This is a genomic window from Leucobacter chromiireducens, from assembly GCF_051993095.1.
Lineage (GTDB): Bacteria > Actinomycetota > Actinomycetes > Actinomycetales > Microbacteriaceae > Leucobacter > Leucobacter chromiireducens.
The window spans coordinates 1206939-1231663 of record NZ_CP197024.1 but is presented as its reverse complement, the minus strand read 5'-3'; the positions used below and the strand labels follow the sequence as shown (position 1 = coordinate 1231663).

The following is a 24725-nucleotide window of genomic DNA, read 5'->3' as shown; positions in this document are numbered from 1 at the left end:
GGTGTTCTGTCCCGTTTCATCGCATCAAAGGAGATCCGAGCTCCATGTCCTCCTCGCAGCCCTTCAGCCACCGGCGTGCACTCCGCGCGGGCTTCGCCTCCTTCGTCGGCACGGCGATTGAGTTCTACGACTTCTACGTTTTCGCCACTGCCGCGGCGCTCATTTTCGGGCCGTTGTTCTTCCCGGAGGTGGAGCCCGCACTTGGCGTCCTTGCGTCCTTCGCCACCTACGCAACCGGCTTTCTTGTGCGCCCGCTCGGCGGAATCATCTTCGGCCACATCGGCGACCGAATCGGGCGTCGCCAGTCGCTCGTACTGACGCTGCTGCTCATGGGCATCGCGACAATGGCAGTCGGCTTCCTCCCGACCTTCGCGACCGTCGGCTTCGCCGCACCCATCATGCTGGTGGCGCTTCGCGTGCTGCAGGGCCTGGCCGTCGGCGGCGAATGGGGCGGCGCGGTTCTCATGGCCGTCGAGAACGCCCCCGAGAAGTACAAGTCCTTCTACGGCAGCTTCCCCCAGCTTGGCAACCCGATGGGAGCGCTCCTTGCCTCGGGCATCTTTGCGCTCCTCACACTGGGCGGCCAAGAATTCATGCTCGATTGGGGGTGGCGCATCCCCTTCCTGCTGTCGGCCATCCTCATTGGCGTTGGCTTCTGGGTGCGGCTCAAGGTCGAGGAGACCCCCGTCTTTGCCGAGGCGCAGGCGCGGCGAAGCGAAGCAGCACAGCCCGCTGAGCTCCCCGCGAAGCTCGCCTTCAAGCGGAACTGGCGCGCCATTATCATCGGCACGGGCCTCATCGCCATCTCGTCTGGCGGCTACTACATCATGACGACGTTCGCGACGGCCTACGCCACCGGCGAGACCGTGGGCCTCGATCCGACGCTCGTCTTGAATGCCATGACCTTCGCATCGTTCTGGCACTTGCTCTCCACCCTGCCGCTCGGCATCGCCGCTGATCGCTGGGGCCGCAAGCGGGTGATGGCGATCGGGCTCGTCGTGTCGGTTGCCGCCGTCATCCCCACGTTCCTCGTGATGGGCCACTCCACTTGGCTTCTCTTTGCGCTGCTCGCCCTCGTTCGCGTCACCATGAACGCGACCTGGGCTCCCCTGGCAGCGATCATGTCGCAGATGTTTGATGCGGACTCCCGCCAGACCAGCCTCTCGATCGCCTACAGCGCCGGCTCGGCACTGTGGGGCGGTCTCTCCCCGCTCATCGCGACCGGGCTCTTCATCGCCACCGGCAGCATCTGGAGCGTCATCGCGTTCTACGTGTTCCTCACCGTCGTTGCGCTGGTGTGCCTCATTCTCGCGCCGCAGCTGCGTGACGAGGTCCTCGAAGCCCCCGCCCAGGCAGCCGCCGATACCGAAACGGAGCAGAATCACCATGCCACTGCCCACTAAACACACGAGCGCGGTGGACGCCATCGCGGAGATTGGCGATGGCGCAACGGTGATGCTCGGCGGCTTCGGCGTTCCCGGCACCCCGTTCCACCTCATTGCGGAACTTGTGCGGCGCGGTCCGCGCGGCCTGACCATCATCAAGAATGACGCGAACGAGGCCGGCATGGGCGTTGATCTCCTGCTCGAAAACGACCAGGTGGATCGCCTCATCGCCACGCACATCGGCCTCAACGCCAACGCGATGCGGCGAATGAACTCGGGCGAACTTCAGGTCGATTTCGTACCGCAGGGCATCTTGGCTGAGCGCATTCGTGCGGCGGGATCCGGGCTGCTCGGGATCGTGACCGATATCGGCATGGGCACCGAACTCGAGCGGGGCACCGAGCACGTCACCGTGGCCGGCGAGCCAGGGCTCTTTGCACCTGCGCTGCGCGCGGACTTCGCACTCGTGCATGCCGCAGAGGCGGATCCGTTCGGCAATCTCCGCTTCGCGGGCTCGGCCCGCAACTTCAATCCGCTCATGGCCATGGCCGCCGACCGCACCATCGTCGAGGCGGAGCGCGTCGTCGGATTCGGTGCGATCGCTGCAGAAGACGTGCACCTCCCCGGCGCATTCGTTGACCACGTCACCCCCATCACGAATCTGCCGGAGGTCTACCATGTCGTTCAGCGCTAAGCAGCGGATGCTCGCCCGCGCCGCGGCAGACATCGCTCCAGGAATGACCGTGAACCTCGGGATCGGGCTGCCCACGCAGGTCCTCGCACACCTCGACCCCGCGCTGCCCGTGTGTGTGCACTCCGAGAACGGAATCGTCGGCGCGGGTCCGGTCTCCCCCGCGGGCACGGAGGATCGCACCCTGATCGACTCGGGCGGCGCGTACTTGAGCCGCCTCCCAGGGACGTCGTTTTGCGACAGCTCGGTGAGCTTTGCCATCGTTCGCTCCGGACGGCTCGACCTCACGCTCCTCGGCGCGTTCCAGGTGGCCGCGAACGGGGATCTCGCGAACTGGCGCATTCCCGGGAAACTCGCCCCCGGTGTCGGCGGCGCGATCGAACTCGCGCAGAAGGCCCGCCGCGTCGGCGTGATCATGACACACGTCGACCGCGCGGGTGCCCCGAAGATTGTCGAGGCCTGCACGCTGCCGCTCACGGCCCGCGGTCACGTCGGCAGAATCTACACCGACCTCGCCGTCATCGACGTCACCCCCGCAGGGCTCGCGCTCGTCGAGCTCTCGGAAGACGCGTCGGTCGCTGACGTGCTCACCGCCACGGCGGCGCCGCTCTCAGTGCCCGAGGGCGCGCTCCCGCGGTTCTAACTCTGCTTTCCCTCTTTCCCCGCGTCCCTCTCCCGAAAGGAGTTTCCGTGGATCTCACACCCACCACCATTCGCACCGCGGTCGACCGACTCTTCGACCGAGAGGTCGAGTTTCTTGCCGAGCTCGTGCGGCACCCCTCGCTTCGGGGTGCCGAGCGCTCGGCGCAAGATTTCATGGCCGCAGAGCTCACCGAGCGCGGCTTCGAGGTCGACCGGTGGGAGGTGCGCACCGAGGACATCGCCGAGCTGCGCGGTTACTCCCCCGTGGAGACGCCCTACACCGACGCACCGAATGTCGTGGGCGCGCTCCGCAGCCGAACCCGCACCGGCCGCAGCCTCATCGTGAACGGGCACATCGACGTGGTTCCCACCGGACCCCGCGAGATGTGGGCCCACGACCCGTTCGCCCCCGAGGTGTCGGGCACCTGGCTCTCGGGTCGCGGCGGTGGCGATATGAAGGCGGGGCTCGCGTCAAACCTCTTTGCGGTTGAGGCCCTGCGCGAACTCGGCATGCGCCCCGCGGCCGATCTGTTCTACCAGTCGGTGGTTGAGGAAGAGTGCACCGGCAACGGTGCGCTCGCCTGTCTGCAGCGCGGGTATCGCGCGGACGCTGCGCTGATCTCTGAGCCGTTCAGCGAGCACCTCGTCTCCGCGCAGGTGGGCGTGCTCTGGTTCCAGGTACACCTCCGCGGCCGCCCCACCCACGTCGCATACGCGGGCAGCGGCGCAAACGCCATCGAGGCGGCGTTCCCACTCGTCACGGCGCTGCACGAGCTCGAAGCGCAGCGGAACGCCCCCGAGCGCCGACACCCCGAGTTCGCCGAGCAGGCGCACGCGCTCAACCTCAATATCGGCAAAATCGTCGGCGGCGACTGGGCGAGCTCCGTCCCAGCGTGGTGCAGTTTCGACGCCCGCATGGGAGTGTTTCCGGGCGAGGATCTTGGTGAGCTGCGCGCGGCAATCGAGGAGACGATCAGAACGGCCGCTGCTGCGCACCCCTTCCTGGCGAACAGTCTGCCGGAGATCACCTACTTCGGGTTTGCTGCCGAGGGCTACGCGCTTGCCGATGACACGAGCCCTACCGCGCTCGCCGCGACAGCAAGCCTCGCCACGGCCCATGCCGAGGTTGCCGGCGCACCGCTCGAACACGAAGCCATTACCGCAACGACGGACGCCCGATTCTTTGGCGTGTACGCAGACACCCCGGCGCTCGTGTACGGGCCAAAGGCCGAATCGATTCACGGCTTCGATGAGCGGGTAGACCTTGAGTCGGTACGTCGCGTCACCCAAGCGACCGCACTCTTTATTGCCGACTGGTGCGGCCTGGAGGAGATGTAGCCATGACCGAGCAAGCAGTAATTGTCTCGACCGCACGCACGCCCATCGGCAAAGCCTTTCGCGGCTCGTTCAACACAACACAGGGGCCCGTGCTCGCCGGCCACGCGGTCAGCGCGGCGGTTGCCCGCGCCGGGCTCGCCGGCGCGGAGATCGAGGACTTCACTCTCGGCTGCGCTCTGACGCAGGGGTCCGCGGCCGTCAACGTCGCGCGCCACACCGTGTTCGCCGCGGGCCTCCCCGACGAGGTCCCCGCCGCAACCATCGACCGCCAGTGCGCCTCGGGCCTCAGCGCGATCGCCACCGCCGCAAATCAGATTCGCGTGGGCGAGGCTCGCGTCGCCCTCGCAGGCGGGGTCGACAGCGTGTCACTCGTGCAGAACAGTCACTGGAACGATCACGCGTTCCGTGTCGCGAGCGTCCGCGACGGGTACTACCTCAGCATGCTCGACACCGCCGACTTCGTTGCGCGGCGCTACGGCGTGAGCCGCGAGGCGCAAGACGCGTACGCGCTCCTCAGCCAGCAGCGCACGGCCGCGGCACAAGAGGCCGGCGTCTTCGCCGATGAGATCGTGCCTGTCGATGCGCTCCGTCGGGTCGTGGATCGCGCCACCTCAGCGGAGCACGAGGAGCTCGTCACCCTCACCCACGACGAGTGCAACCGCCCGGGCACCACGGCGGCGGGGCTTGCGGGCCTCCCGGCCGTGCTCGGTGGGGATTCGACGGTCACAGCCGGGAACTCTTCGCAGCTCTCCGACGGCGCGGCGGCCGCGGTGCTCATGTCGGAGACCGAGGCGAGCCGCCGCGGCCTCGCGCCGCTCGGCGCGTTCCGTGGCATGCGCTCCGTGGGCCTCGCCCCGGAAGAGATGGGGATCGGCCCCACGCTCGCCATCCCAGCCCTACTCGCGGATCACGGGCTTGGCATCGAAGACATCGATCTGTGGGAGATCAACGAGGCTTTTGCCGCGCAGCTCGTTGCCTGCCGCGACCGCCTCGGCATTCCGGACGAGAAGCTGAACGTCAATGGTGGCGCAATCTCCATCGGCCACCCCTACGGCATGAGCGGTGCCCGCATGGTGGGGCACGCCCTGCGTGAGGGGCGGCGGCGTGGAGCTCGGTACGCGGTGGTGAGCATGTGCGTGGGCTGGGGCATGGGCTCAGCCGCGCTGCTCGAGATCTTCCCGGACGCCGCGCGCGCCTAATCCCGCGCGGCGATCGCGTGAGCGGCGGGAGCTCCCGCGGGGGTTCCCGCCGCCGCACCCGCGAACCGAGGTGCGCGGGGCGGGCGTCGCTCGTCGGACTCGCCCGCGAGCGTGCCGTCCGGCGCAATGTGGCTGAACATCTGGGCCACCACCGCGAGGATGTGCGGATCCTCGACCCGGTAGAGCTGTCGGCGACCCTCTCGCCGCGCAGCGACGATGCCGGCGGCCCGGAGTTTGGCCAGGTGCTGACTCGTCGCTGGCACGGCGGCACCCGAGAGTTCCGCGAGCGTCGACACGTCATACTCGCCCGATGCAAGCAGCCACACAATGTGCAGTCGGTTCGGGGTCGACAGCATGTCGAAGGTGCCGGCCGCAGCGGCGAGCTGCGCCGGGGTCACGGCGGGCGCTGGGTGTTCATCCATACCTCTATGATCCCGTGTTCTGAGACTTGCGCAAGTAGGCGCATATTCTCGTTATGCTGACTGGGGTGCGCGCGGCTCCTCCGCGGCGCACCGGGTCGAGAACACCGGCGAGGGGGTGAACGCATGGCGGCCACCCCCGCGGCCTTCAGCGCACACGATGCCGCGCTGCGCACCCGCGACCGGCTCCTCGCTGATGTCGCGGTGTTCGTCAGCGTCGCGCTGCTCCTCTGGGGCCTCCTCGAACTCACGCGCGGAATCAGCGCGAGCTTCGACCCGGTGAGTGCCCCCGACCGCGTCTCCACTGACCCGCGCATGCTCCCCGGTTACGCGGGCCGCTCCCTGCTGCGCATGTTCACGGCGCTGGCGTTGTCCACCCTGTTCGCGTTCGTTGTCGCAACCGCGGCCGCACGGCTCCCCCGCGCCAGGCGCTTCCTCCTCCCCGCGCTCGACGTGCTGCAGTCGGTTCCGGTGTTGGGCTTCCTCTCGGTCACGGTGGGCCTGTGGTTGGCGCTCTTCCCCGGGTCGATGCTCGGGCTCGAAAGCGCGGCGGTATTCGCAATCTTCACGAGCCAGGTGTGGAACATGACGTTTGCGTTCTACCAGTCCCTCATCACACAGCCGCGCGACCTCGACGAGGCCTGCCGCTCGTTGGGCCTTACGCGCTGGCAGCGCTTCTGGCGTCTCGATGCCCCGCACGGTGCGTTTCCGCTCGTGTGGAACGGCATGATGAGTTTTGGTGGCGGGTGGTTCTTCCTCCTCGCTTCGGAGGTCATCACGGTGAACTCGCACCGCTACGCGCTCCCGGGGATCGGTGCGTACGCGGCGACCGCGGCGGAGGAAGCGGAACCCGGTCACCTGGTGCTCGCGATCTGCGTGATGGTGCTCATGATCCTTGTGGTGAACGTGTGCTTCTGGCGTCCGCTCACCGCGTGGGCGGAGCGGTTTCGCACAGGGGTCTCGGGTTCCGCGGACCCGCAGCGCAGCGTGGTGCTCGAGTTGCTCCGGCGCTCATCGTTCCCTCGCCTCCTCGCGCTTGCCTTCGCACCGGTGCATGAGGGCCTTGATCGAGCCGCCCGGGCATTCGAGTCCGCCCGGCGTTCGCGCGCCGCGTCCGCACCGCACCCCCGAGTCCGGCTCGCACGGACCCGACGCGGCGGCCGCACCGCGGCGGCGGTGGTGCTCGGGATCGGGCTGACGCTCGGTGCGCTTGCCCTTCTAGCAGGGGTCGCGCGTGACACCGGGCTCGCCGAGTTCGCCGTCGCGGGTGGGCTCGGGCTGCTCACCTTCGCTCGCGTGCTCGTGCTCCTGGTGGTGGGCACACTCGTTTGGGTGCCGATCGGTCTCTGGATCGGCCTCACGCCCCGGGTCACCCGCGTCGCGCAACCGCTCGTGCAGGTGCTCGCGAGTTTCCCCGCCAACTTCCTCTTCCCGTTCGCCGCGCTCGCGTTCGTCAGCACGGGAATGAGCCTCGACGTCGGCGGCATCGTGCTCATGGCGCTGGGTGCCCAGTGGTACCTGCTGTTCAACGCGATTGCCGGCGCAGCCGCGATCCCAAACGATCTCCGCGAGGCCGCACGGAGCCTCCGCCTGGGGCCGGCCGCGCGCTGGCGGCGGCTTTACGCGCCCGCGCTCTTTCCATCCTGGGTCACCGGCGCACTCACCGCGGCGGGCGGGGCCTGGAACGCCTCCATCGTGGCGGAGGTGGTGAGCTACGGCGGGCACACGCTCACTGCGCGCGGGCTTGGCGCATACATCGCGGAGGCGACCGCGACAGGAGACTTCACGCGCGTGCTGATCGGCATTCTGGTGATGAGCGTCTTCGTGGTCACACTCAACCGGCTCGTCTGGCGTCCCCTCTACGAGCTCGCGGAACGACGGTATGCGCTCACCTAGATGTGCGGCTACAGGCTCCCCGCCTTGCCCGCCACCCCAACCATCGACACCGAGGAGCCCGCATGAGTGACTTCCGCACCCGCCCCGCAGGTGACGAGCTGCTGCGCGCCGAGCGAATGGGCATGACGTTCGCGGCCGCGGGCGAACCCGCGCTCGAGGTGTTGCGCGATGTCTCCCTCACGCTGCACCGCGGCGAGATCGTCGCGCTGCTCGGCCGATCAGGCTCCGGGAAGTCAACGCTCCTCCGTCTCCTCGCGGGACTCGCCCAGCCCAGTTCGGGAGCCGCGCTCAGCCGCGGCGAGCCCCTCACCGGCGCAAATCCCGGCACGGCGATGGTGTTCCAGTCGTTTGCGCTCCTGCCGTGGCTCACCGTGCTCGACAATGTCGAGCTCGGGCTCAGTTCCAGTGGCCTCCCCCGCGCGGAACGCCGGCGCCGCGCGCGCGAAGCCATCGACACCATCGGGCTCGACGGGTTTGAGCGCGCCTACCCGCGGGAGCTCTCGGGGGGCATGCAGCAGCGCGTCGGGTTCGCGCGCGCGTTCGTGCAGCGCCCCGACGTGCTGCTCATGGACGAGCCGTTCTCTGCCCTCGACGTGCTGACAGCCGAGCACCTGCGCAGCGAACTGCTCGAGGTGTGGGGCGCGCCGACCGCCCCCGCGGGCGCCATTTGCATCGTGACGCACAACATCGAAGAGGCGGTGCTCCTCGCCGATCGCGTCCTGGTGCTCGACGGAAGCCCCGCGACCATTGCCGCCGAGATCGCTGTGCCACTGCCCCGCCCCCGCGATCGGCGCAGCCCCACCTTCGCCGCCGCGGTCGACGAGCTCTACGCGCAGCTCACCGGGCGCCCCGCCGCCGCGGGGAGAGAGACCGGACCTCCCGGACCGCTCACGCATCCGCTTCCCGCGGCAACCGTTGGCGGGCTCGCCGGGTTCATCGAGATCGTGGTCGCGCACGATGGCCAGGCAGACCTCCCAGATCTCGCAGACGAACTCTCGTTTGACGTCTCCGACCTCCTGCCGCTCGTCGATGCCGCCCAACTGCTGCAGCTGCTCGAGGTGGCTGGCGCGCAAGCGTTTCTTACGGACGCAGGGTGGGCCTGGCACGGTGCAAGCATTGCCGAGAGCAAGGCACAGTTTGCCGCGCTGGCGGGCGAGCACGCCCCGCTCGTGCGCACCATCGTGCGGGCGCTTGAGCATAGCTCGCAGGGTGCGCTGCGCGCAGACTTCTTCCGCGACCTGCTCGCGCGCGGCTATGGCGTCGCCGACGCGCAGCGCCAGCTCGAGCTCGCGATCGATTGGGGTCGCTACGGCGAACTCTACGACTACGACGCGGACACCGAGGAGTTCGTGCTCGATGAACTCGCCGCGGGGTTCACCGCATTCCTCGCGGAGCAGGCGGGGCCGGACGCGCGTCGTGATCCCACTCGAGAAGCACCCGGTGAGATGCTGCCGGGCCCGGATCCCGACGCAGATCCGAGCCCGGCTCCGGACAGTCGTACTCCCTAACGGAGCTGCCCCGCGCGCTTCACGGTGTAGATCGGCAGGACTGCGAGGCAGAACACGCCCGCGATCTGGATCCAGGCCGACATGTTCCAGCTCAGCTCGGGCATGAACTCGAAGTTCTGCCCGTACCAATTGATGAGCGTGGAGCCCGGGATGAGGATCGCCCACAGCACCGTGAAGATCTTCACGATGTTGAGGTCGCTCGTCGAGATTCGCTGCGCGGTACCGCGCGAGTGGAAGCGATGCCGATCCACAAGAAACTCGACGCGCGTGGCCAGCGCGTCGCCCTGTTGAATGAGCGCGTCGAAATCAGCGCGGTCGTGCGCCGCGCACACCGCCGCTTCCCGCCGCAGCAGGCGGGCAAGCTGACCGAGACGAGACACCGACGTCGCCACGTGCGAGAGCACCGCGTCGATGTCCACGAGCCGCTCACTCACGCGCGGTAGGTCACTCACGCTGATACCGCGGTCGGCCCCCCGCTCCGCTTCAAGGTCGGAGACGGCTCGACGGACGCCGCGGATGTCCGACTCAATGCTCGAGAGCGCTACCGCACACGCCTGAAAACCGGCGCGCACGATCGCGGCGCCCGCGACGAGGGCGTCCGGATCCGCGGCGTCGTCCCACTGCAGGCGCGCTGCGACGTCCTGCAGCAGCGGCAGTCCATCGCCGGGCTCCACCGTCGTGAGTTCACCGGAGCGAAGCACGACCGTGACCTCCGCGAGCTGCGCACCCGTGTCGTCCACCGTCACGAAGCGGAGCGGAATGCGCTGTTCGAATGTCTGTTCCTCACCCAGGGTGCGTCCTGCGAGCTCGGCATCCGCGACGCTGTCGACGAAGAGGCGAGTCCAACCGCGCTGACTGATCTTCTGCAGGCTCATCGCAGCCACCCCTTCCGCTTGATGTACCAGAGCGGAACCAGGGCGAAGATTGCGGTGGTCGCCATGACGAACCACTCTCCCCACGGCAGCGCCAGCTCCGGCATGTTCGCGAAGTTCTGGCCGTAGTACGCGGCAATGAGCGTGGGCGGCGTGAACACCGCCGTCACCACCGTGAACACCTTAATAATTTGGTTCTGCTTCAAATCGAGCGTGGTCATGAGCGACTGCTGAATGTTGCGCACCTTCGCGTGCTGGAAGCGCGCGTGGCGGCGTCCGCCCTGCACGTCAGAGAGCAGCGTCGAGTACTCGCGCTCCGCGTGCGCGCTCGAGCGCCGCATGCGCCGGGCCGCCCGCTCCAGCATGAGTTGCCCCTGGACTGCGCGGGCAATGAGCTCCTCCGCCCCGCCGAGGGAGACCGCGGTCTGCGCGATGTCAGCGACGCCAACCTGGCGCCCCTCCATCTTGAAGCCGCCGCTACTGTCGACCGCTTCATCCGCGAGGTCGTTCAAGACGAGCGAAATCTGGTTCACCGTGTCTTGCATCGCATCGTTGAGCCCCTCGATGATCACCAGGAGCGCCTCGCGGCTCGTCGCTGCTGAGGACAGTCCAGAGACTCGGGCCTGAGCCGCGGCAAGCGCGGGCACCGGGCGATCCGGCTCCACCGTGATGAGGAGCTCATCACTCACGGCGATGAGGATCGTGGCGCTCGTAAACACCGTGCTTGTGGCGGCGGGTCCTGAGGCGAAGGGCAGGGGAAGCTCGAGGGGCAGCAGGGCGAAACCGTGTTCGTCGACGGGGTGCGGCACTCGTCGATCGAGGTCGATGCCCAGCTGCGCTCGAATATCGGCGAGCAACGGCCGATCGGCGGCGCGCACGCGCAGCCAGCCGGTGCGGGGAAGCTCGGTTCGGAGTGAGGTGTCAGCCACAGCGGTTCCGCCGCTCTGAACCGGGATGGGCGCGGTGTTCTCGTACATGCGCGTCACCTTTCGTGTGTGGGGTCGCGGTGCGAGCGCGACCAAGTGTGTGGGTTCGGCCTAGCCGAGGGCGACGCCGTAGAGGTGGAGGCCCGCGAAGCAGGCGATGATGCCCGCGTAGAGCACCACCACGGCCCAGATGATCTCTTTCTCGATCTTCGAGGTGCGTGCGCGTCGATCGTCCTGTGCGCCAGCGTTCCCCGCCTGCCCCGGCTGATCCGTGCCGAGCGTGGTGAGTTCGAGGCGCGAGCTCCAGGCAAGCGGGGTAGCGCGGCGATCCTGCTGGGGCTGCGTGTTCTGGTGAGTCATGTTCTGTGTCCTTTGCGTGTGAAGTGTGGGGCGGAAAAACTGGCTACGCGCCTAGCGCAGCCAGCCGCGACGGCGCACGTAGATGAGCGGCAGCATCGCGAAGACGAAGCTGAGCACGATGATGGCGGGCTCGGCGAGGTCCCAGCTGAGGATGGGCATGTACTCGAAGTTCATGCTGTAGTACGTGGAGAGCAGCATCACGGGGAGGAACACGGCCGTGACCACGGAGAAGACCTTGATGATCTGGTTCTGCTTGACGTTGAGCGCGAGGTTGTTGGTCTGCTGGAGCAGACGAACCCGGTCGTGCACGAAGTCAATGTGCGGTTCAATGGCCTCAATGTCGTCGATCAGTCGCGCAAGATCGGTGCGCGCTTCCCCGCCGAGCACTCGCAGGTGCCCGCGCAAGTGCCGCGCGGCCTCAGCAAGCACAAGCTGATGCTCCATACAGCGAGAGAGCAGCTCCTCCATGTCGGCGAGCTCCTGCTGCGTCGTCGTGACGTCACTCACCCCGAACTCACGAGCCTTCTTCGTCTCGAGGCTGTGCAAAATGGCGCTCGTCTGCGTCATCATGTGTTCGGTCCCGTCACTGAGACTTCCGACCAGTTCGTCGGTCGTGTCAGCGATCGCCTGCAGGATGCTCGCGGTGATCTCGATCGGGGTGTCATCGTCGCGCGAGTCACGAGCCATCCGCGTCACCGCGAGGTCGAGCGACGCGCAGCCTCGCAGAGGCTCCACGGTCACGACAGTATCCGCGCTCACTGCAATTGCGATGCGCGTCTCGGAGTACGAGAGATGGTCGCGTTCAACGGCCCCGACAGCGAGGTGGGTCACCTCGCCGTCCGCCGCGAACGCCGGGGTGCCGGGAGCGGGGAGCGTAACCCCGGTCTCCTTCTGCACCTGTTCGACGAGCTGGGGGTCGTCCCCCACCAAGCGCACCCAGCGGCCGCCACTCAGCCGCTCGATCCGGCCGAAGCGGGCGATCTGTTCTTCGATGGTGTACATAATGTCGCTCTCTTTCGTGAGGCGCGGAGATTCCGCGCTCACTCGCCTTCCTTGTAGAAGCCGCTGTGGGTCCCGGACGTTGAGGACGTCTGGGTCTCAAGGTCGTAATTGAAGACGTGCAAACACGCGGTAATACCGAGCGTGAGCACGCTGCTCACCGCCACGATTCGGGTGGTGAACTTCTCGTAGCGGGTGGGCTTGCGGCGCGAACGTGAGTCGCTCGCGGTGCGGCTGAATGACTGGCTGCGCCAGGGCTCGGCCTCCCGGGTCGGTCGCGGGTCGTCGTCACCCGACTGCGGGGGCGCTCCCGGGCGAAGCGGCTGATGGACCTGCCAGAACAGGATGGGTTCAATGATCGCTGCGGGCATAGCGTTGTTTCCTCTCACGGCACGCAGAGTGGAGCCGACGACGAAGCCGTCGACTCAGGGACCGCGCTTCCATGTCAGAGCTTCGGCATTGCGTGACGTAATCCTGTGGCAGCCACTTGGGGCACCCCCTTAATCCGAGGGAACCTGTCCTGATCTTGGGCATCTCTCGATGTCGTCAGATCAGTGGCCTGTGTTCACGCAAGAGCCTCACCGAACGAAGCGCAGCACCACTCTAACAACATTCAACCACTTGCGCAAATAACTGCATGAACAGCAATGCCAAGAGGCACACAAGACGAATTGGTCCACTCCATACGAATAAAAGTGGATCTTGAGGAGAACCAAAACGCCGGGCAGGCTGGCTGCATGACACACACCGATACCCCACCAGCATTCCCCGCCCCGCTCCTCACCGCGGGCGTACGCCGCGGCCTCGCCGAGCACCTCACCGGCGGCGTCATTATGGACGTCGTGACGCCCGAGCAGGCCCGCATCGCTGAGCAGGCCGGCGCGGTCGCTGTGATGGCGCTCGAGCGGGTGCCCGCGGACATTCGCGCACAGGGTGGCGTTGCCCGCATGAGCGATCCCGATTTGATCGCGGGGATTCAAGACGCGGTAGCTATTCCAGTCATGGCGAAGGCTCGCATCGGGCACTTCGTTGAGGCCCAGATCCTTGAGACCCTAAGCATCGACTTCATCGATGAGTCGGAGGTGCTGAGCCCCGCGGACTATGCGCATCACATCGACAAGCACGCGTTCAGTGCCCCATTCGTGTGCGGGGCCACCAACCTTGGCGAAGCGCTCCGTCGCATCGCCGAGGGCGCCGCCATGATCCGCTCGAAGGGCGAGGCAGGGACGGGCGACGTCTCTGAGGCCACCCGCCACCTCCGCACGATTCGCGCGGAAATCGCACGCCTGAAGGGGCTGGATGAAGCTGAACTGTACGTCGAGGCGAAAGAGCTCCAGGCCCCACTCGAGCTCGTGCGCGAGGTCGCAGCCGCGGGCAGGTTGCCCGTGCCACTGCTCACCGCCGGAGGAATCGCGACCCCAGCGGACGCGGCAATGATGATGCAGTTGGGTGCTGACGGCGTCTTCGTGGGATCCGGCATCTTCACGACCGGCGATCCCGCCCGCCGAGCCGCGGCCATTGTGTCGGCAACCCAGCAGTTCACGGACCCCGAGGCCGTACTCGCTGCGTCCCGGGGGCTCGGCCCCGCCATGGTCGGCATCAGCGTTGCGGATCTGCCGGCTCCGCACCGGCTCGCCGAGCGCGGCTGGTAGGCGCGAGCTTCTCGCCGTAGCAGGAGCGGGGGCCGCACCAAATGATGCGGCCCCCGCCCGTGTACGCCGTCGTGGCTACTGCTTGCGCGCGCGACGGAGGCCGAACACACCCGCCGCAGCCGCGAGCAGCGCCGCAGCGCCGCCGGCCAGCGCCCAGCTCGTCATCGCGTTTCCGCCGGTCTCGGCGAGCGCGCCTCCGGCCGGCTGAGCTCCCGCACCGACCGTGCTTCCGGCGTTCTCGCCGCCGGTGTTCCCGCCGTTCTCACCGTTCTCGCCACCGGTGTTCCCACCGTTCTCACCGTTCTCGCCGCCGGTGTTCCCGCCGTTCTCACCGTTCTCGTCGCCGGTGTTCCCACCGTTCTCGCCACCGTTCTCGCCGCCATCGGTGATCGCCGCAAATGCCACCGACACGAGCACCTTGCCGTTCACGCCGCTCAGCACAAGCTCCTCGCCCACAAGGGCGAAGCTCTCCGCACCGGTCGCGGTGATTTCCGCGTCAGAGATCTGGAAGCCGGCCGCGGGAGCAAGCGCCAGGCGCACCTCGGCACCTCGGTCTGCAACGCCCTCACTCGGTGTCACCGCGCCGCCCTGCGCCGCGACCTGGTACGTGAAGCGCACCGTTTGCGCCTCCACCGCGTCAACGGCACCCTTGAGCGACGCGAAGCTCGTGCGCAACGCGTCCTTCGTGGGCGCAGCGCTCGCCACGAGCTGAGCGCTTGCCTCAGTAGCTGCGGCGAGCGCGTCGCCGAGTGCGGCGTCAAAGACGCGCCCATTCTCGGCCTCGACCGCGTTGGCGGCGATGAGTTCCTTCGCGTAGTCAACGGCGCGCGTCAGCGCCGTCGTTTCGGCTCCGGTGTCATCCGCGGCAAACAGACCGGCGATCTCCTCCGCAGACAGTGCAGAGTCCCACATCTTGAGGTCGTCCATATCGAGGCCCGCCCCATAGCTCTTGCTCCCATCAACACCGACGAGCATGTTGAGTCCGCTCGTCATGCTGCCGATCTGGGCGATGCTCGTCTCTTTCGCGAGCTCGCCGTCCATGTACACGCGTGCCACGTTCTGTGCACGGTCGACGGTGAGCGTCATGTGATGCCAGGCGTTTCGGTAGTTTGTCACGTCGCCCGTTGCGTAGACCCCGTTGACGCCATCGCCGAGTGTGAACTCGAGCTTGCTGGTGTCCCCGCCCTGCGGCGCGAGATTGATGCCCGAGCGGTACCAGTTGGCCCAGTTCTTGTTGCTGATAATCGCACCGTAGCCGTTGACCCCGGTGACCTTCGTCCAGAAGCTGATGGTCAGGTTCTTGTCCGTGCCGAGATCGAACTCGGGACGCGAGCCGAGGTCGACGTAGCTGCCGGCGCCCGCGCCAACCCGGAGCGCCTGCCCATCGGCCCCCGCACGATCCGTGTCGACGTAGGTGACGGAGCCGACGGGCTGCGCGACCGGAGCCGTGGCGGATGCCGAACCTGTGTCGCTCAGGTCGCCCTCGAACTCAAGGTTCAGGAACTCGCCCGTGGGAGCCTCGCCCGGTGCTTCCGGGAATTCAGGGAACTCGAGTGTGCCTGCGGTGCGGACCGTGCCGATGAGGGGCTCCGACTTGTTCTGGAAGTCGTCGAAGGCGGTGATGGACACGGTGTAGTTCTTTGCCGAGTCAAGGCCCTGGATGTCGAAGCCCATCATGTTCGGCGTCATGTAGAAGCGCGAGTACGCCTTGAACGTGCCAGAGAACGACTTTGCCGCGTTGCTCCCGAAGTCAGGAACCTGGTTCGCGGTGAACGTTACTGGCTTCCCCGCAGCGTCCGTGATCGAGACCTCGTAGTAGTTCACGAGCTCGTCGTCCTTCGCCTGATCGAAGCCGAGCGTGAGCGAAGTCTCGGTCACGTCACTCGCGCGCACCGCGGCTGCGTCCCACCAGGGTGCGACGGTGCTGCGCTGTTCCTTCGTGTAGGTGAAGCCGGCCTTCCCCTGGGTGGTGTCGACAACCCAGGGCATGCCGATCCAGCGCTGGTGCGTGACGTCGAAGCGGCGGATGACCGTCTCGCCGTCTTCGAGCACCGTGATGAAGTTTGCGCTCTTCTGCGGAGTCCCATTCTTCGCGTCACCCTGGTTGCCCCCAAAATAGCCGCCGCCAATAAAGTCGCCCGGCACATCCTGGTAGATGTAGTTCATGGAGGCGTTCTCGTAGACGGTGAAGTCTTTCTGGTAAATGCTCGTCTCCGGGTTCGACGAGAAGTGCGTGTGCGCCGAGCCGAGCACCGCTTGCGGGTACTCAGCAAGGATGCGCTGCAGCTCGGGGCCAGCGAGATCGTAGTCGCCGTGGAACGGGCCACCCAACGAGGTGCCGGCGTAGCCACTGTGAATCGAGACGAAGATTGGCTGTGCCGGGTCGTAGTCGGGCTTCGCCGCGATGTCGGCAAGCGTCTGCTTCAAGAACGCCTGGTAACCGCTCCGCTGACCGCCGTAGCCAAACGTTTCCTTGCCGTTGTAGTCCAGGCCGATGAAGTCGATGCCCTCGATGGTCGTGTGGAAGTTGCTGACGTACTCCGTGTCAGCGTTGGGGTAGAACCACTCGGGAGCTCCCGCCGGTGCGCGCTCGGCACGCGCCTCCGCAATCGACTTCCCCATCAGGTCCGCAATGTCGTGGTTGCCCTGGGTAAGCAGTACCTGCGAGTCCGGGAAGTTCTCGCGGAACACGCGTTCGATCGCACGGTACCAGCCGCGTACCTTCTCGCTGTCGCCCGCGAGGTGCGCGGAGTACTCGGGGTCGTTCGCCCCGACCACGTCACCGTTGTCGACCACGGCCTTCGGGTCGAAGCCCTTCGCGTCCGCCCACTTGCGAATGCTCTCGAAGTGACGCGCAGCCCCCTCGTATGCAACCTGCTCCGAGGTCTTGTCGGCGGTTGCTGTGCCGCCGAGCTCGGTGTCCGACATCGTGATGAACTCGAGCTTCGCGTCGGCGCCGTTGTAGGCATCGTTTGCGGCGTCGATGCGTTCCTGCGTCATCGCCTGCGGGGCCCCTGAGGCGGCCGGCGTTTGCTCCACGGCGACCGCGGGCAGCGCGGGAACAAGCAGCGTGAGCGCGGTGAACGCGGCGACGGTGCCGGCTCGCAGGGCACGACGCGAGGATGCAGCGAGGCAGGCGGGCTGCTGCGGCGGGCGGTGGGCGTGCAACATGGATGTCCTTTCAGATGGGGAGATGCACCGAGGTGCCCCATCATTCATCCACTCGCAGGGGGTCGACCGGTGTCGCCCGGGTAAACGCACCGCGAACAAGCGCCAGCCGCGCCCTACATCCCTGCACCGCTGTGCACAGTTGCGCAGCGGTGCAGTCTGTTAGCCGATCTCTTCGGACAGCTCGAGCCACTTCTCTTCGAGCTCGCCTACCTCGGCCTCGAGCGCCGCGATCTTCGCCATCTCCGCGTTCAGCAGCGTGTAGTCACTCTGGTCGAGCGTTGCGAGCCGATCCCGATCCTTCACGATCTGCTGTTGCAGCTTCTCCATCTTGCGCTCCACCGCAGACAGCTCCTTCTGCGCCGCGCGCAGCTCGGAACCGCCGAGCTTCGGGGCGGCGGCCGGAGCCGATCCCGCGCTGGGTGATGCCGCGGACCTCGCGGCCGGAGCGCTCACTGCCGCGCTCCCCCCGCTCACCGCGGCATCGCGCTTCGCAGCTTCCTCGGCCGCACGCAGCTCGAGGTACTGGTCGACCCCGCCAGGGAGGTGACGCAGCGTGCGATCGAAAATGGCGTACTGCTGATCGGTGACCCGCTCGAGGAAGTACCGGTCGTGCGACACCACGATGAGGGTGCCGGGCCACGAGTCGAGCAGATCCTCCATCGCGGCAAGCATGTCCGTATCGAGGTCGTTTGTGGGCTCATCGAGGATCAGCACGTTCGGCTGGTTGAGCAGGATGAGGAGCAGCTGGAGGCGCCGCTTCTGGCCGCCGGAGAGATCCTTCACGGGCGTGGAGAGCTGCGCGCTCGAGAATCCCATGCGCTCGAGTAGCTGGCCTGGCGTGAGCTCCTGCGCCTTCGAGCCGCTGCCCACCGTGAAGCTCGAGCGGAGACGCCCGATCACCGTGCGAACCGGCTCGTTCAAGTGCTCCTCGAGCTCGTCGAGGCGCTGCGTGAGCGTGGCGACCTTCACGGTGGTGCCGCGCTTCACCGAGCCGCTCGTGGGCTCGGTGGTGCCCGAGATAAGCCCGAGCAGGGTCGACTTGCCCGCGCCATTGACGCCCAGAATGCCGGTGCGCTCACCGGGCGCGAGCCGCCACTCGACATCCTCGAGGATCACGCGATCGCCGTAGCTCACCCCCGCGTCGAGCAGATTGACGACCTCCTTGCCGAGTCGAGCTACCGCCATCGATTGCAGGGACACGCGATCCCGAATCTCCGGCACGTCAGCGATGAGCTCGTTTGCGGCGTCGATGCGGAACTTCGGCTTCGAGGTGCGTGCGGGGGCACCGCGCCGCAACCATGCGAGCTCCTTGCGTGCGAGGTTCTGGCGCTTCTGCTCAATGGTTGCCGCCTGGCGGTCGCGCTCCACCCGCTGCAGAATGTACGCCGCATAGCCGCCTTCGAAGGGCTCCACGATGCGATCGTGCACCTCCCACGTGGTGTTGCACACCTCGTCGAGGAACCAGCGATCGTGCGTCACGACGAGCAGAGCGCCCTGACCCCGCGGCCACCGGCGCTTCAGGTGCTCGGCGAGCCACGCGATGCCCTCAACATCGAGGTGGTTCGTGGGCTCGTCGAGGAAGAGAATGTCGAAGTCACCGGAGAGCAGACGCGCGAGCGCCACACGGCGGCGCTGGCCTCCCGAGAGCGAGTCGACGGGCGCCTCCCAGTCGAGATCGGACACCAGCCCCGCAATGACCTCGCGAGTGCGCGGGTCGCCCGCCCACTCGTACTCCACGCGGTCGCCCACAATCGCGTGCCCCACGGTCTCACCCGCATCAAACACATCCGCCTGATCGAGCACCCCGATCGTCGTGCCGCCCCGGACGGTCACCTTGCCGCTGTCGGGCTCGCGGCGTCCTGCGAGCATCATGAGGAGACTCGACTTGCCGTCGCCATTGCGGCCGACGATACCGATCCGGTCGCCCTCAGCGACGCCGAGCGTCACCGAGTCGAACACGGTCTTGGTCGGAACTTCGAGGTGGAGGGCTTCAGCCCCGAGAAGATGTGCCATAACCCCTCCAGCGTAGTTCAGTTCGATGAGGATCCCCCGCACCCTGCGCGCCCGCCACTACGCTAGGAGCGTCGCCCTGCGCGGCAGGCCCCTCCCGGAGCGACCCGGGCGCCGAAGAAAGAGGAACGCACGTGCCCGTTCGGACTCGGATCACCCAGGCCCTTGCGCCGCTCGCCGGCCCGGCACGCGCGCTCATCGGCCTCGCCGCCGCCGCACTCGGGGGTGTGTTGATCCTCGCCCCGCTCTCCGTGCAACAGGTCGCGATTGTCACAGGGCTCGGTCTCGCCCTGATCGGCTCCGCGGCGCTCCTCTTCCCCACACTTGACAGCGTCACCCGCGCGGCGGCCCGCGCACTCGGCATCGTCTTCGTTGTCGTGGGTGGGATCCTCGCGCTCTGGCCCACCGCTGGCGCGCCCTGGCTGGCGTTCCTGGTCGGCGCGGCGCTCGTCTGCTCCGGGATATTCCAGGTTGTGCAGGTCGTGCGCAACGGCGGCGATTCCCGGGCGACCAGCATCATTGGGGCGCTCACCAGCGTCGTGTTCGGCATCGTCGCGTTCTCGTGGCCCGTGCTGACGCTCACCGTGTTCCGCCTCGGCACCGGCGCGTTCCTTGTGTTCTTCGGGCTGCAGATCGTGTTTTTCGCGCTGACGAAGCGCGCACCGGGGCCACGCGCGCCGCGCAGCGCGCTCGCACGCTGGTCGCGCACTGCGGGGGCAGCGCTCGCGCTCGTACTCGCCGTTGCCCTCGCGCTCGGCACAGGGTGGATCCTCGGCGGCGTTCCGCTCCCCCAGCCGGGGCGGTTCTACGCGGCGCCCGACAGCGTGCCGACAGAGCCCGGGCAGCTGCTGCGAACCGAGCGCCTCAGCGAGGGCGTGCCTCATGGCGCTGAGGCGTGGCGCATGCTCTACACGACCACCAACGCCGACGGCACGGCAGCGCTCTCGAGCGGAACCATCATCGCGCCGAAGCAGCGCGGCTCCGATCCGCTCCCGCTCCTGTCCATCGCACACGGCACCACCGGAGTCGCGGCGAAGTGCGCGCCGTCGCTCAGCGCAACTCCGTTTTCGGACGGCGCTGGCGCAGCCCTTGAGCAGATGGTCACCGAGCACGGCTGGGTGGCGGTGACCTCCGACTACATCGGGCTCGGCACCGCAGGAACGCACCCATACCTGGTGGGCGAGGCCGAGGCGCGCAACGTGCTCGATGCGGCGCGTGCGGCGCATCAGTTCACGGAGCTTACGCTCACCAGCAACACGGTCGTGTGGGGGCACTCGCAGGGCGGGCAGGGTGCGCTCTGGACCGGGCAGCTTGCGGCAGAGTACGCACCAGAGATTGGGATCGCGGGCGTCGCCGCCTTCGCGCCTGCCGCAAACCTGTACGGCTTGGCCGAGGTGAACAAGAACGAGGCGACGGGCAAGACCGTGTCCGCCTACATCGCGGCAACCTGGAATGAGCTTTTCCCGGAGCTTGACCTCGCTGCCGAGCTGACCCCGGGATCCTCGCGTGGCGTCGAGAAGATCCAGGATCTCTGCTTCAACGGGCAGGACGTTTTGGCCGCGATTCTTCGCGGCACGCAGGTGCCGAACCAAATCTTCCCGGATAGCGTGCTTGCGGGAGACTTCGGTCGATTGCTCCGCGAGCAGACGCCCACCGGCCCGTTCCCCGCGCCGGTGCTCGTCGCTCAGGGGCTCGCGGATCCGCTCGTACGGCCAGAGCAGCAGCGCGAGTGGGTCGCTGACCGCTGCGCGGCAGACGCCGAGCTCGAGTACCGCGAATACGCGGGGCTCGATCATCTGTCCCTGGTGGCGGCGGATTCGCCCCTCACGACCGAGCTCGTCACCTGGACGCTGGATCGCTGGGCGGGGACCCCGACCAGGGGCACCTGCACTGCGTGGACAACAGACGAATCATCCGCCGAGGTACCTTCGACGTCATAAGGAGCAGCATGAGCGAGACCCCACAGCCGCGGTCACCACAGCCGACTGAGCCCGAGAGACCAGAGGCCACGCCGACGGAGAAATCACGGCTCACGAGCCGGCGGGGCTTTCTCCGCACGGGCGGCGCCATTGCCGCGGGAATTGCAGCGGGCGGAGCGGCAGGAGCCGCCATCACATCCGCGGCAAGTTCTCCTGACCCAGGCTCGCCGTATATCCCCGAGCGGTTTGCGCGGCCGAAACCTCGATCAGAACCAGGTTTCGACCATCTTGTCGTGGTCATGGGTGAAAACCGTTCATTCGACAACCTCCTCGGATATCTCTACTCGCCGGACTCACCCGCGCCGGGAAAGTCTTTCGAGGGGCTCGCCTTTGCGAACCACAGCAACACCGCGGAGGACGGCTCCGTCGTGCCCGCGCACGTCTACTCTGGCCCGACTGATCAGATCATGGGCAGCCCTGATCCCGATCCCGGCGAAGAATATCCGCACGTCAATACGCAGCTGTTCGGCAGAATTGACGACCACAATCGCGGCAAGGATCTTGCCGACCTCACCGTGCCCTTCCACGCACCGCCGCCCGGCACTCCCGCGACCATGTCCGGCTTCGTGCTCGACTACGAGCACGACTTCAGCACCAGAACCGGCCGCCCACCCACGGCGAGCGAGCGCAACCAGATCATGGGGTCGTTCTCGCCCGAAATGCTGCCCGTACTCTCCACGCTCGCGCGCGAGTTCGGTGTGTATGATCACTGGTTCTGTGCTGTGCCAAGCCAGACGTTTTGCAACCGGAGTTTTTTCCATGCTTCGACCTCGCATGGTTTTGTGACGAACATGCTGAACGGCGGATATCGCAAGTGGCTCGATGCCGCACCAACCCCGACGGTGTTCACCCGTTTGGAGGACGCTGGACTCAGCTGGCGCATTTACTTCGATGAGCTGCAGCTGGTCTCCTTCACGGGTGTGCTGCACGCGCCTGTTCTCCGGAAGTACTGGCGAACCGAGCGGTTCGCCACCATGGCGCAGTTCCACCGCGACGTCGCAGACGGGACTCTCCCCGAGTACGCATTCGTCGAACCACGCATGGTCTTCAACCACAACGACTTCCATCCACCGGTCGGGAGGCTCCGCGAGGGCAGCGAGGACGGTGAACGCGTCTATTCTGGCGCGATCTCAGACGTCCGGGCAGGCGAAGCGCTGGTCAACGAGGTGTATGCCGCAATTCGAAACTCGACCGCGGTTCAAGGATCCAACTATCTCAACACAGCGCTGCTCATCACTTTCGATGAGCATGGTGGAACGTACGACCATGTCCCGCCTCCCCGCGCGACTCCTCCTGATGCGTCCGGCGCTGGCGAGATGGGTTTCGGTTTTGACAGGCTGGGTTGCCGGGTTCCCGCAATCATCGTCTCCGCACACACCGAGCGAGGGAGTGTCTTCACCGAGGAGATGCACCATGGTTCGCTCGCGGCCACGCTTTCAGAGCGCTTCGGAATCGAAGCGCTGACTCAGCGCGATCATGGCGCACGCACGCTCCGAGGGGCGTTCAACCGCCCCGTTCCCCGGCATGTCGCAGATTGGCCGCAGCCCGTTCCAGCATACGTTCCGCCAAACCCTGAGGCGCACCCTGCAGAGGTCGACTCCGAGCGCCCGTTGAGTCCGCCCGCGCGCGGATTGATCGGGCTCCTCCTGCATGAGTTTGGTACGGCAACGGAGCGGGAAAGCCCGCCTGAGACCTTCGGCGAGGCCTACCGAGTGCTCACCAAGTATGGCTCTGGACTATTCGGAGTCCAGGCGAAGTAGTCGCACGCTGCGGAGCGCTAGATGCAGCAGGAACCGCCGCAGCAGGAACCGCCGGCCTCGCTGTCGCCCAGCAGGTTCAGAATTTCGCGGGTCTCCGCGTCCGCGAAACTCGCGGCGCTCTCGAGTCCCGCGGCCGGGTTCGTCTGAGCAGCGGTCTCTGCAGCGGTTTCGGCGGGGGTCGTCTTCGTGGTCTCAGTCATCATGTGTCCTCTCAGCGGGTGTGGAAACGGGATCGCGGTCTAGGCGTCGGCGGGTGCGGCTTCGTTCTTCTCGCCCGCACGGCCGAGCTCCAGCACCTGTGCAAGCACGTTCGCGAACGCGTCAGCGGGCTGCGCGCCGGAAACGCCGTACTTCTGGTCGAGCAGGAAGAACGGCACGCCGCTGATGCCGAGCATCTGGGCGCGGGTGATGTCGCCATCGACTTGGGCGCCGAGCGCCTCGTCATCGAGTGCCGTACGCACCGCGGCGGGGTCCAAACCGATCTCCTGACCGAGCGCGGCGAGGGTCTCGGGGTCCGACATGTCCGCCCCCTCCGCGAAGTATGCGCGGAACAAGCGCTCCTGCATTGCCGGCTGTACGCCCTCCGCTTTTGCGAGGTGCAGGACGCGGTGCGCGCGACGGGTGTTCGCGTGCTTCACGCGGGAGAAGTCAAAGGTGATGCCTTCGGCAGCTGCCATCTCGGTCATCTGACCGAGCATCTGCTCCACCTGTGCAACGGGCATGCCCTTGTGCTTCACCAGGAAGTCGATCTCGCTGCCCTGGAAGTCGAGCGGGGTATCCGGAGCCAGCTCGAAGCTGTGGCTCTCCACCTCAATCTCAACGCCGGGGTGCTCCGCCGTAAACGCGGCAACGCCGGCCTCGAAGCGGTGCTTGCCGATGTAGCACCACGGGCAGGCGATGTCGGACCAAATATCTACGCGGATCGTTTCACTCACGTCCGGTGCAACCACGTCCGCGAGCGCAGTATTCCCGGGATTCCTAGAGCTGCGAGTCGAGGAGGCGTGCGCCCGGCACCGGACCCGTGACCGTGAGGGCACGGATGCCGCGCTTCACGAGCAGGCTGCGCAGTTCGGCTGCCGACTGCGCATCGTCGACGAGGAACGCAACGGTGGGGCCCGAACCGGAAACAATGCCCGCGAGCGCACCCCGTGATTCGCCCAATTCGAGGAGCTCGGCGAGTTCAGGGGCGAGCTTCAGCGCGGCGACCTGCAGATCGTTGTGCATGGAGTCGGCAAGCGAATCCGCGTCCCCAATGCGCACCGCCTGTAGCACCGCAGTGTCGACCTTCACGAGGTCGGGCTGCGGCCCGAGGTCGACCGCGTACGTGTCGCGGTGCTGGTCGAGCGTGCCGTACACCGTCGGAGTGCTGAGCCCGAGATCGGACAGCGCCAACACCCAGTGGAAGTTGCCCTTCGCAAGCGCGGGGCTGAGCTCGTCACCGCGGCCTGTACCGACGGCAGTGCCGCCCTCGAGCGCGAACGGCACATCTGCGCCGAGCTCAGCGGCAAGTGGCAGCAGGCCCGCGCGTCCGAGGCCGGTACCCCACAGCTCATCGCACGCAACAAGGGTCGCGGCGGCGTCAGCGGAGCCGCCGCCCATGCCGCCCGCGATGGGCACCCGCTTCAGAATGGTGAGCGCGACCCCGCCCGTGTAGCCGGTGTGCTCGGCGAGCCGGCGCGCGGCAATGATCGCGAGGTTCGAATGGTCGGTTGCGAGCTCGCTCGAGTCTATTGGACCGGTGAAGCGCACGGTGAAATCGTCAGCGGCGGTCGCGGTGACCTCCTCGAAGAGAGACACCGCCTGGTAGAGCGAGGCAACGTCGTGGTAGCCGTCCTCCTGCAACGCACCCACACGGAAGTAGACATTGATCTTCCCCGGTGCCCGCACGGTGACCGTGCGCTTCGAAATCGGGCTCATA

21 protein-coding genes and 1 riboswitch are annotated in these 24725 nt (G+C 67.0%); of the genes, 10 read left to right on the top strand and 11 right to left on the bottom strand.

The genetic code is table 11. From position 1 onward, the window contains the following. Positions 1–44: 44 nt before the first annotated feature. The 5 genes from ACR81A_RS05540 to ACR81A_RS05520 are packed head-to-tail and all read left to right on the top strand — an operon-like array spanning position 45 to position 5255. Positions 45–1403, top strand: coding sequence for an MFS transporter (locus ACR81A_RS05540; RefSeq protein WP_440312951.1), 1359 nt, complete (start codon positions 45–47; stop codon positions 1401–1403). Then, positions 1387–2079 (top strand): CoA transferase subunit A, encoded by a 693-nt coding sequence (locus ACR81A_RS05535; protein ID WP_440312950.1) that lies wholly within the window; start codon positions 1387–1389, stop codon positions 2077–2079. Before ACR81A_RS05540 ends, ACR81A_RS05535 begins: the two co-directional genes overlap by 17 nt. After that, entirely contained in the window at positions 2063–2719 is a 657-nt protein-coding gene (locus ACR81A_RS05530) for a 3-oxoacid CoA-transferase subunit B (RefSeq protein ID WP_440312949.1), read from the top strand. The genes ACR81A_RS05535 and ACR81A_RS05530 overlap by 17 nt, the downstream gene beginning before the upstream one ends. Before the next feature lie 47 nt (positions 2720–2766). Then, positions 2767–4056 carry an ArgE/DapE family deacylase gene (locus tag ACR81A_RS05525; protein WP_202381991.1) on the top strand — a complete coding sequence of 430 codons (1290 nt, stop codon included), beginning with the start codon at positions 2767–2769 and terminating at the stop codon, positions 4054–4056. A 2-nt stretch (positions 4057–4058) separates the two neighbouring features. Then, a complete protein-coding gene (locus tag ACR81A_RS05520) occupies positions 4059–5255 on the top strand; it encodes a thiolase family protein (protein WP_440312948.1) in 1197 nt (398 codons plus the stop codon). Here ACR81A_RS05520 and ACR81A_RS05515 read toward each other — a convergent pair. Then, positions 5252–5677: an ArsR/SmtB family transcription factor gene (locus tag ACR81A_RS05515; protein ID WP_202381989.1), complete on the bottom strand. Its 426-nt coding sequence runs from the start codon at positions 5675–5677 to the stop codon at positions 5252–5254. The two genes, ACR81A_RS05520 and ACR81A_RS05515, sit on opposite strands and share 4 nt — an antisense overlap. 123 nt (positions 5678–5800) lie before the next feature. On the opposite strand from ACR81A_RS05515, the gene ACR81A_RS05510 reads away from it, so the two are divergent. Together ACR81A_RS05510 and ACR81A_RS05505 are read left to right on the top strand one after the other, a co-directional pair. Continuing rightward, the gene (locus ACR81A_RS05510; RefSeq protein ID WP_440312947.1) at positions 5801–7570 is read left to right on the top strand and encodes an ABC transporter permease; all 1770 of its coding nucleotides are present in this window, start codon (positions 5801–5803) and stop codon (positions 7568–7570) included. Positions 7571–7632: 62 nt separating this feature from the next. Further along, entirely contained in the window at positions 7633–9078 is a 1446-nt protein-coding gene (locus ACR81A_RS05505) for an ABC transporter ATP-binding protein (RefSeq protein WP_440312946.1), read from the top strand. On the opposite strand, the gene ACR81A_RS05500 is transcribed toward ACR81A_RS05505, so the two are convergent. The 5 genes from ACR81A_RS05500 to ACR81A_RS05480 are packed head-to-tail and all read right to left on the bottom strand — an operon-like array spanning position 9075 to position 12606. Further along, positions 9075–9953, bottom strand: a complete 879-nt coding sequence (locus ACR81A_RS05500; RefSeq protein WP_202381986.1) for a CorA family divalent cation transporter — start codon at positions 9951–9953, stop codon at positions 9075–9077. The two genes, ACR81A_RS05505 and ACR81A_RS05500, sit on opposite strands and share 4 nt — an antisense overlap. Beyond that, complete coding sequence (locus ACR81A_RS05495; protein WP_440312945.1) at positions 9950–10927, bottom strand: CorA family divalent cation transporter; 978 nt, start codon at positions 10925–10927, stop codon at positions 9950–9952. The genes ACR81A_RS05500 and ACR81A_RS05495 overlap by 4 nt, the downstream gene beginning before the upstream one ends. Before the next feature lie 60 nt (positions 10928–10987). Beyond that, a complete protein-coding gene (locus ACR81A_RS05490; protein ID WP_440312944.1) occupies positions 10988–11236 on the bottom strand; it encodes a hypothetical protein in 249 nt (82 codons plus the stop codon). A 51-nt stretch (positions 11237–11287) separates the two neighbouring features. Continuing rightward, complete coding sequence (locus ACR81A_RS05485; RefSeq protein ID WP_440312943.1) at positions 11288–12280, bottom strand: magnesium transporter CorA family protein; 993 nt, start codon at positions 12278–12280, stop codon at positions 11288–11290. Next, positions 12277–12606: a hypothetical protein gene (locus ACR81A_RS05480; protein WP_202381980.1), complete on the bottom strand. Its 330-nt coding sequence runs from the start codon at positions 12604–12606 to the stop codon at positions 12277–12279. The genes ACR81A_RS05485 and ACR81A_RS05480 overlap by 4 nt, the downstream gene beginning before the upstream one ends. Positions 12607–12666: 60 nt before the next feature. Continuing rightward, positions 12667–12832: riboswitch (M-box (ykoK) riboswitch) on the bottom strand. 140 nt (positions 12833–12972) lie between these two features. Between ACR81A_RS05480 and pdxS the strand changes: the two genes are divergently transcribed. Next, positions 12973–13887, top strand: a complete 915-nt coding sequence (pdxS, locus tag ACR81A_RS05475) for a pyridoxal 5'-phosphate synthase lyase subunit PdxS (RefSeq protein ID WP_202381978.1) — start codon at positions 12973–12975, stop codon at positions 13885–13887. Between the two features lie 75 nt (positions 13888–13962). Here pdxS and ACR81A_RS05470 read toward each other — a convergent pair whose 3' ends face one another. Continuing rightward, positions 13963–17058, bottom strand: coding sequence for a LamG domain-containing protein (locus ACR81A_RS05470; protein ID WP_440312942.1), 3096 nt, complete (start codon positions 17056–17058; stop codon positions 13963–13965). Between the two features lie 159 nt (positions 17059–17217). After that, positions 17218–19071, bottom strand: a complete 1854-nt coding sequence (locus ACR81A_RS05465; RefSeq protein ID WP_440312941.1) for an ABC-F family ATP-binding cassette domain-containing protein — start codon at positions 19069–19071, stop codon at positions 17218–17220. Positions 19072–19202: 131 nt separating this feature from the next. Between ACR81A_RS05465 and ACR81A_RS05460 the strand changes: the two genes are divergently transcribed. Further along, entirely contained in the window at positions 19203–21008 is a 1806-nt protein-coding gene (locus ACR81A_RS05460) for a lipase family protein (RefSeq protein ID WP_440312940.1), read from the top strand. A gap of 8 nt (positions 21009–21016) precedes the next feature. Beyond that, positions 21017–22807: an alkaline phosphatase family protein gene (locus ACR81A_RS05455; protein WP_440312939.1), complete on the top strand. Its 1791-nt coding sequence runs from the start codon at positions 21017–21019 to the stop codon at positions 22805–22807. A gap of 17 nt (positions 22808–22824) precedes the next feature. On the opposite strand, the gene ACR81A_RS05450 is transcribed toward ACR81A_RS05455, so the two are convergent. Genes ACR81A_RS05450 through ACR81A_RS05440 form a run of 3 tightly spaced genes read right to left on the bottom strand, consistent with a single transcriptional unit; the run spans position 22825 to position 24724 of the window. Beyond that, the gene (locus ACR81A_RS05450) at positions 22825–23007 is read right to left on the bottom strand and encodes a hypothetical protein (protein ID WP_202381968.1); all 183 of its coding nucleotides are present in this window, start codon (positions 23005–23007) and stop codon (positions 22825–22827) included. A gap of 39 nt (positions 23008–23046) precedes the next feature. Further along, entirely contained in the window at positions 23047–23742 is a 696-nt protein-coding gene (locus ACR81A_RS05445) for a DsbA family protein (protein WP_202381966.1), read from the bottom strand. Positions 23743–23785: 43 nt separating this feature from the next. Further along, the gene (locus ACR81A_RS05440) at positions 23786–24724 is read right to left on the bottom strand and encodes a 4-(cytidine 5'-diphospho)-2-C-methyl-D-erythritol kinase (RefSeq protein WP_202381964.1); all 939 of its coding nucleotides are present in this window, start codon (positions 24722–24724) and stop codon (positions 23786–23788) included. Between the last annotated feature and the right edge of the window lies 1 nt (position 24725).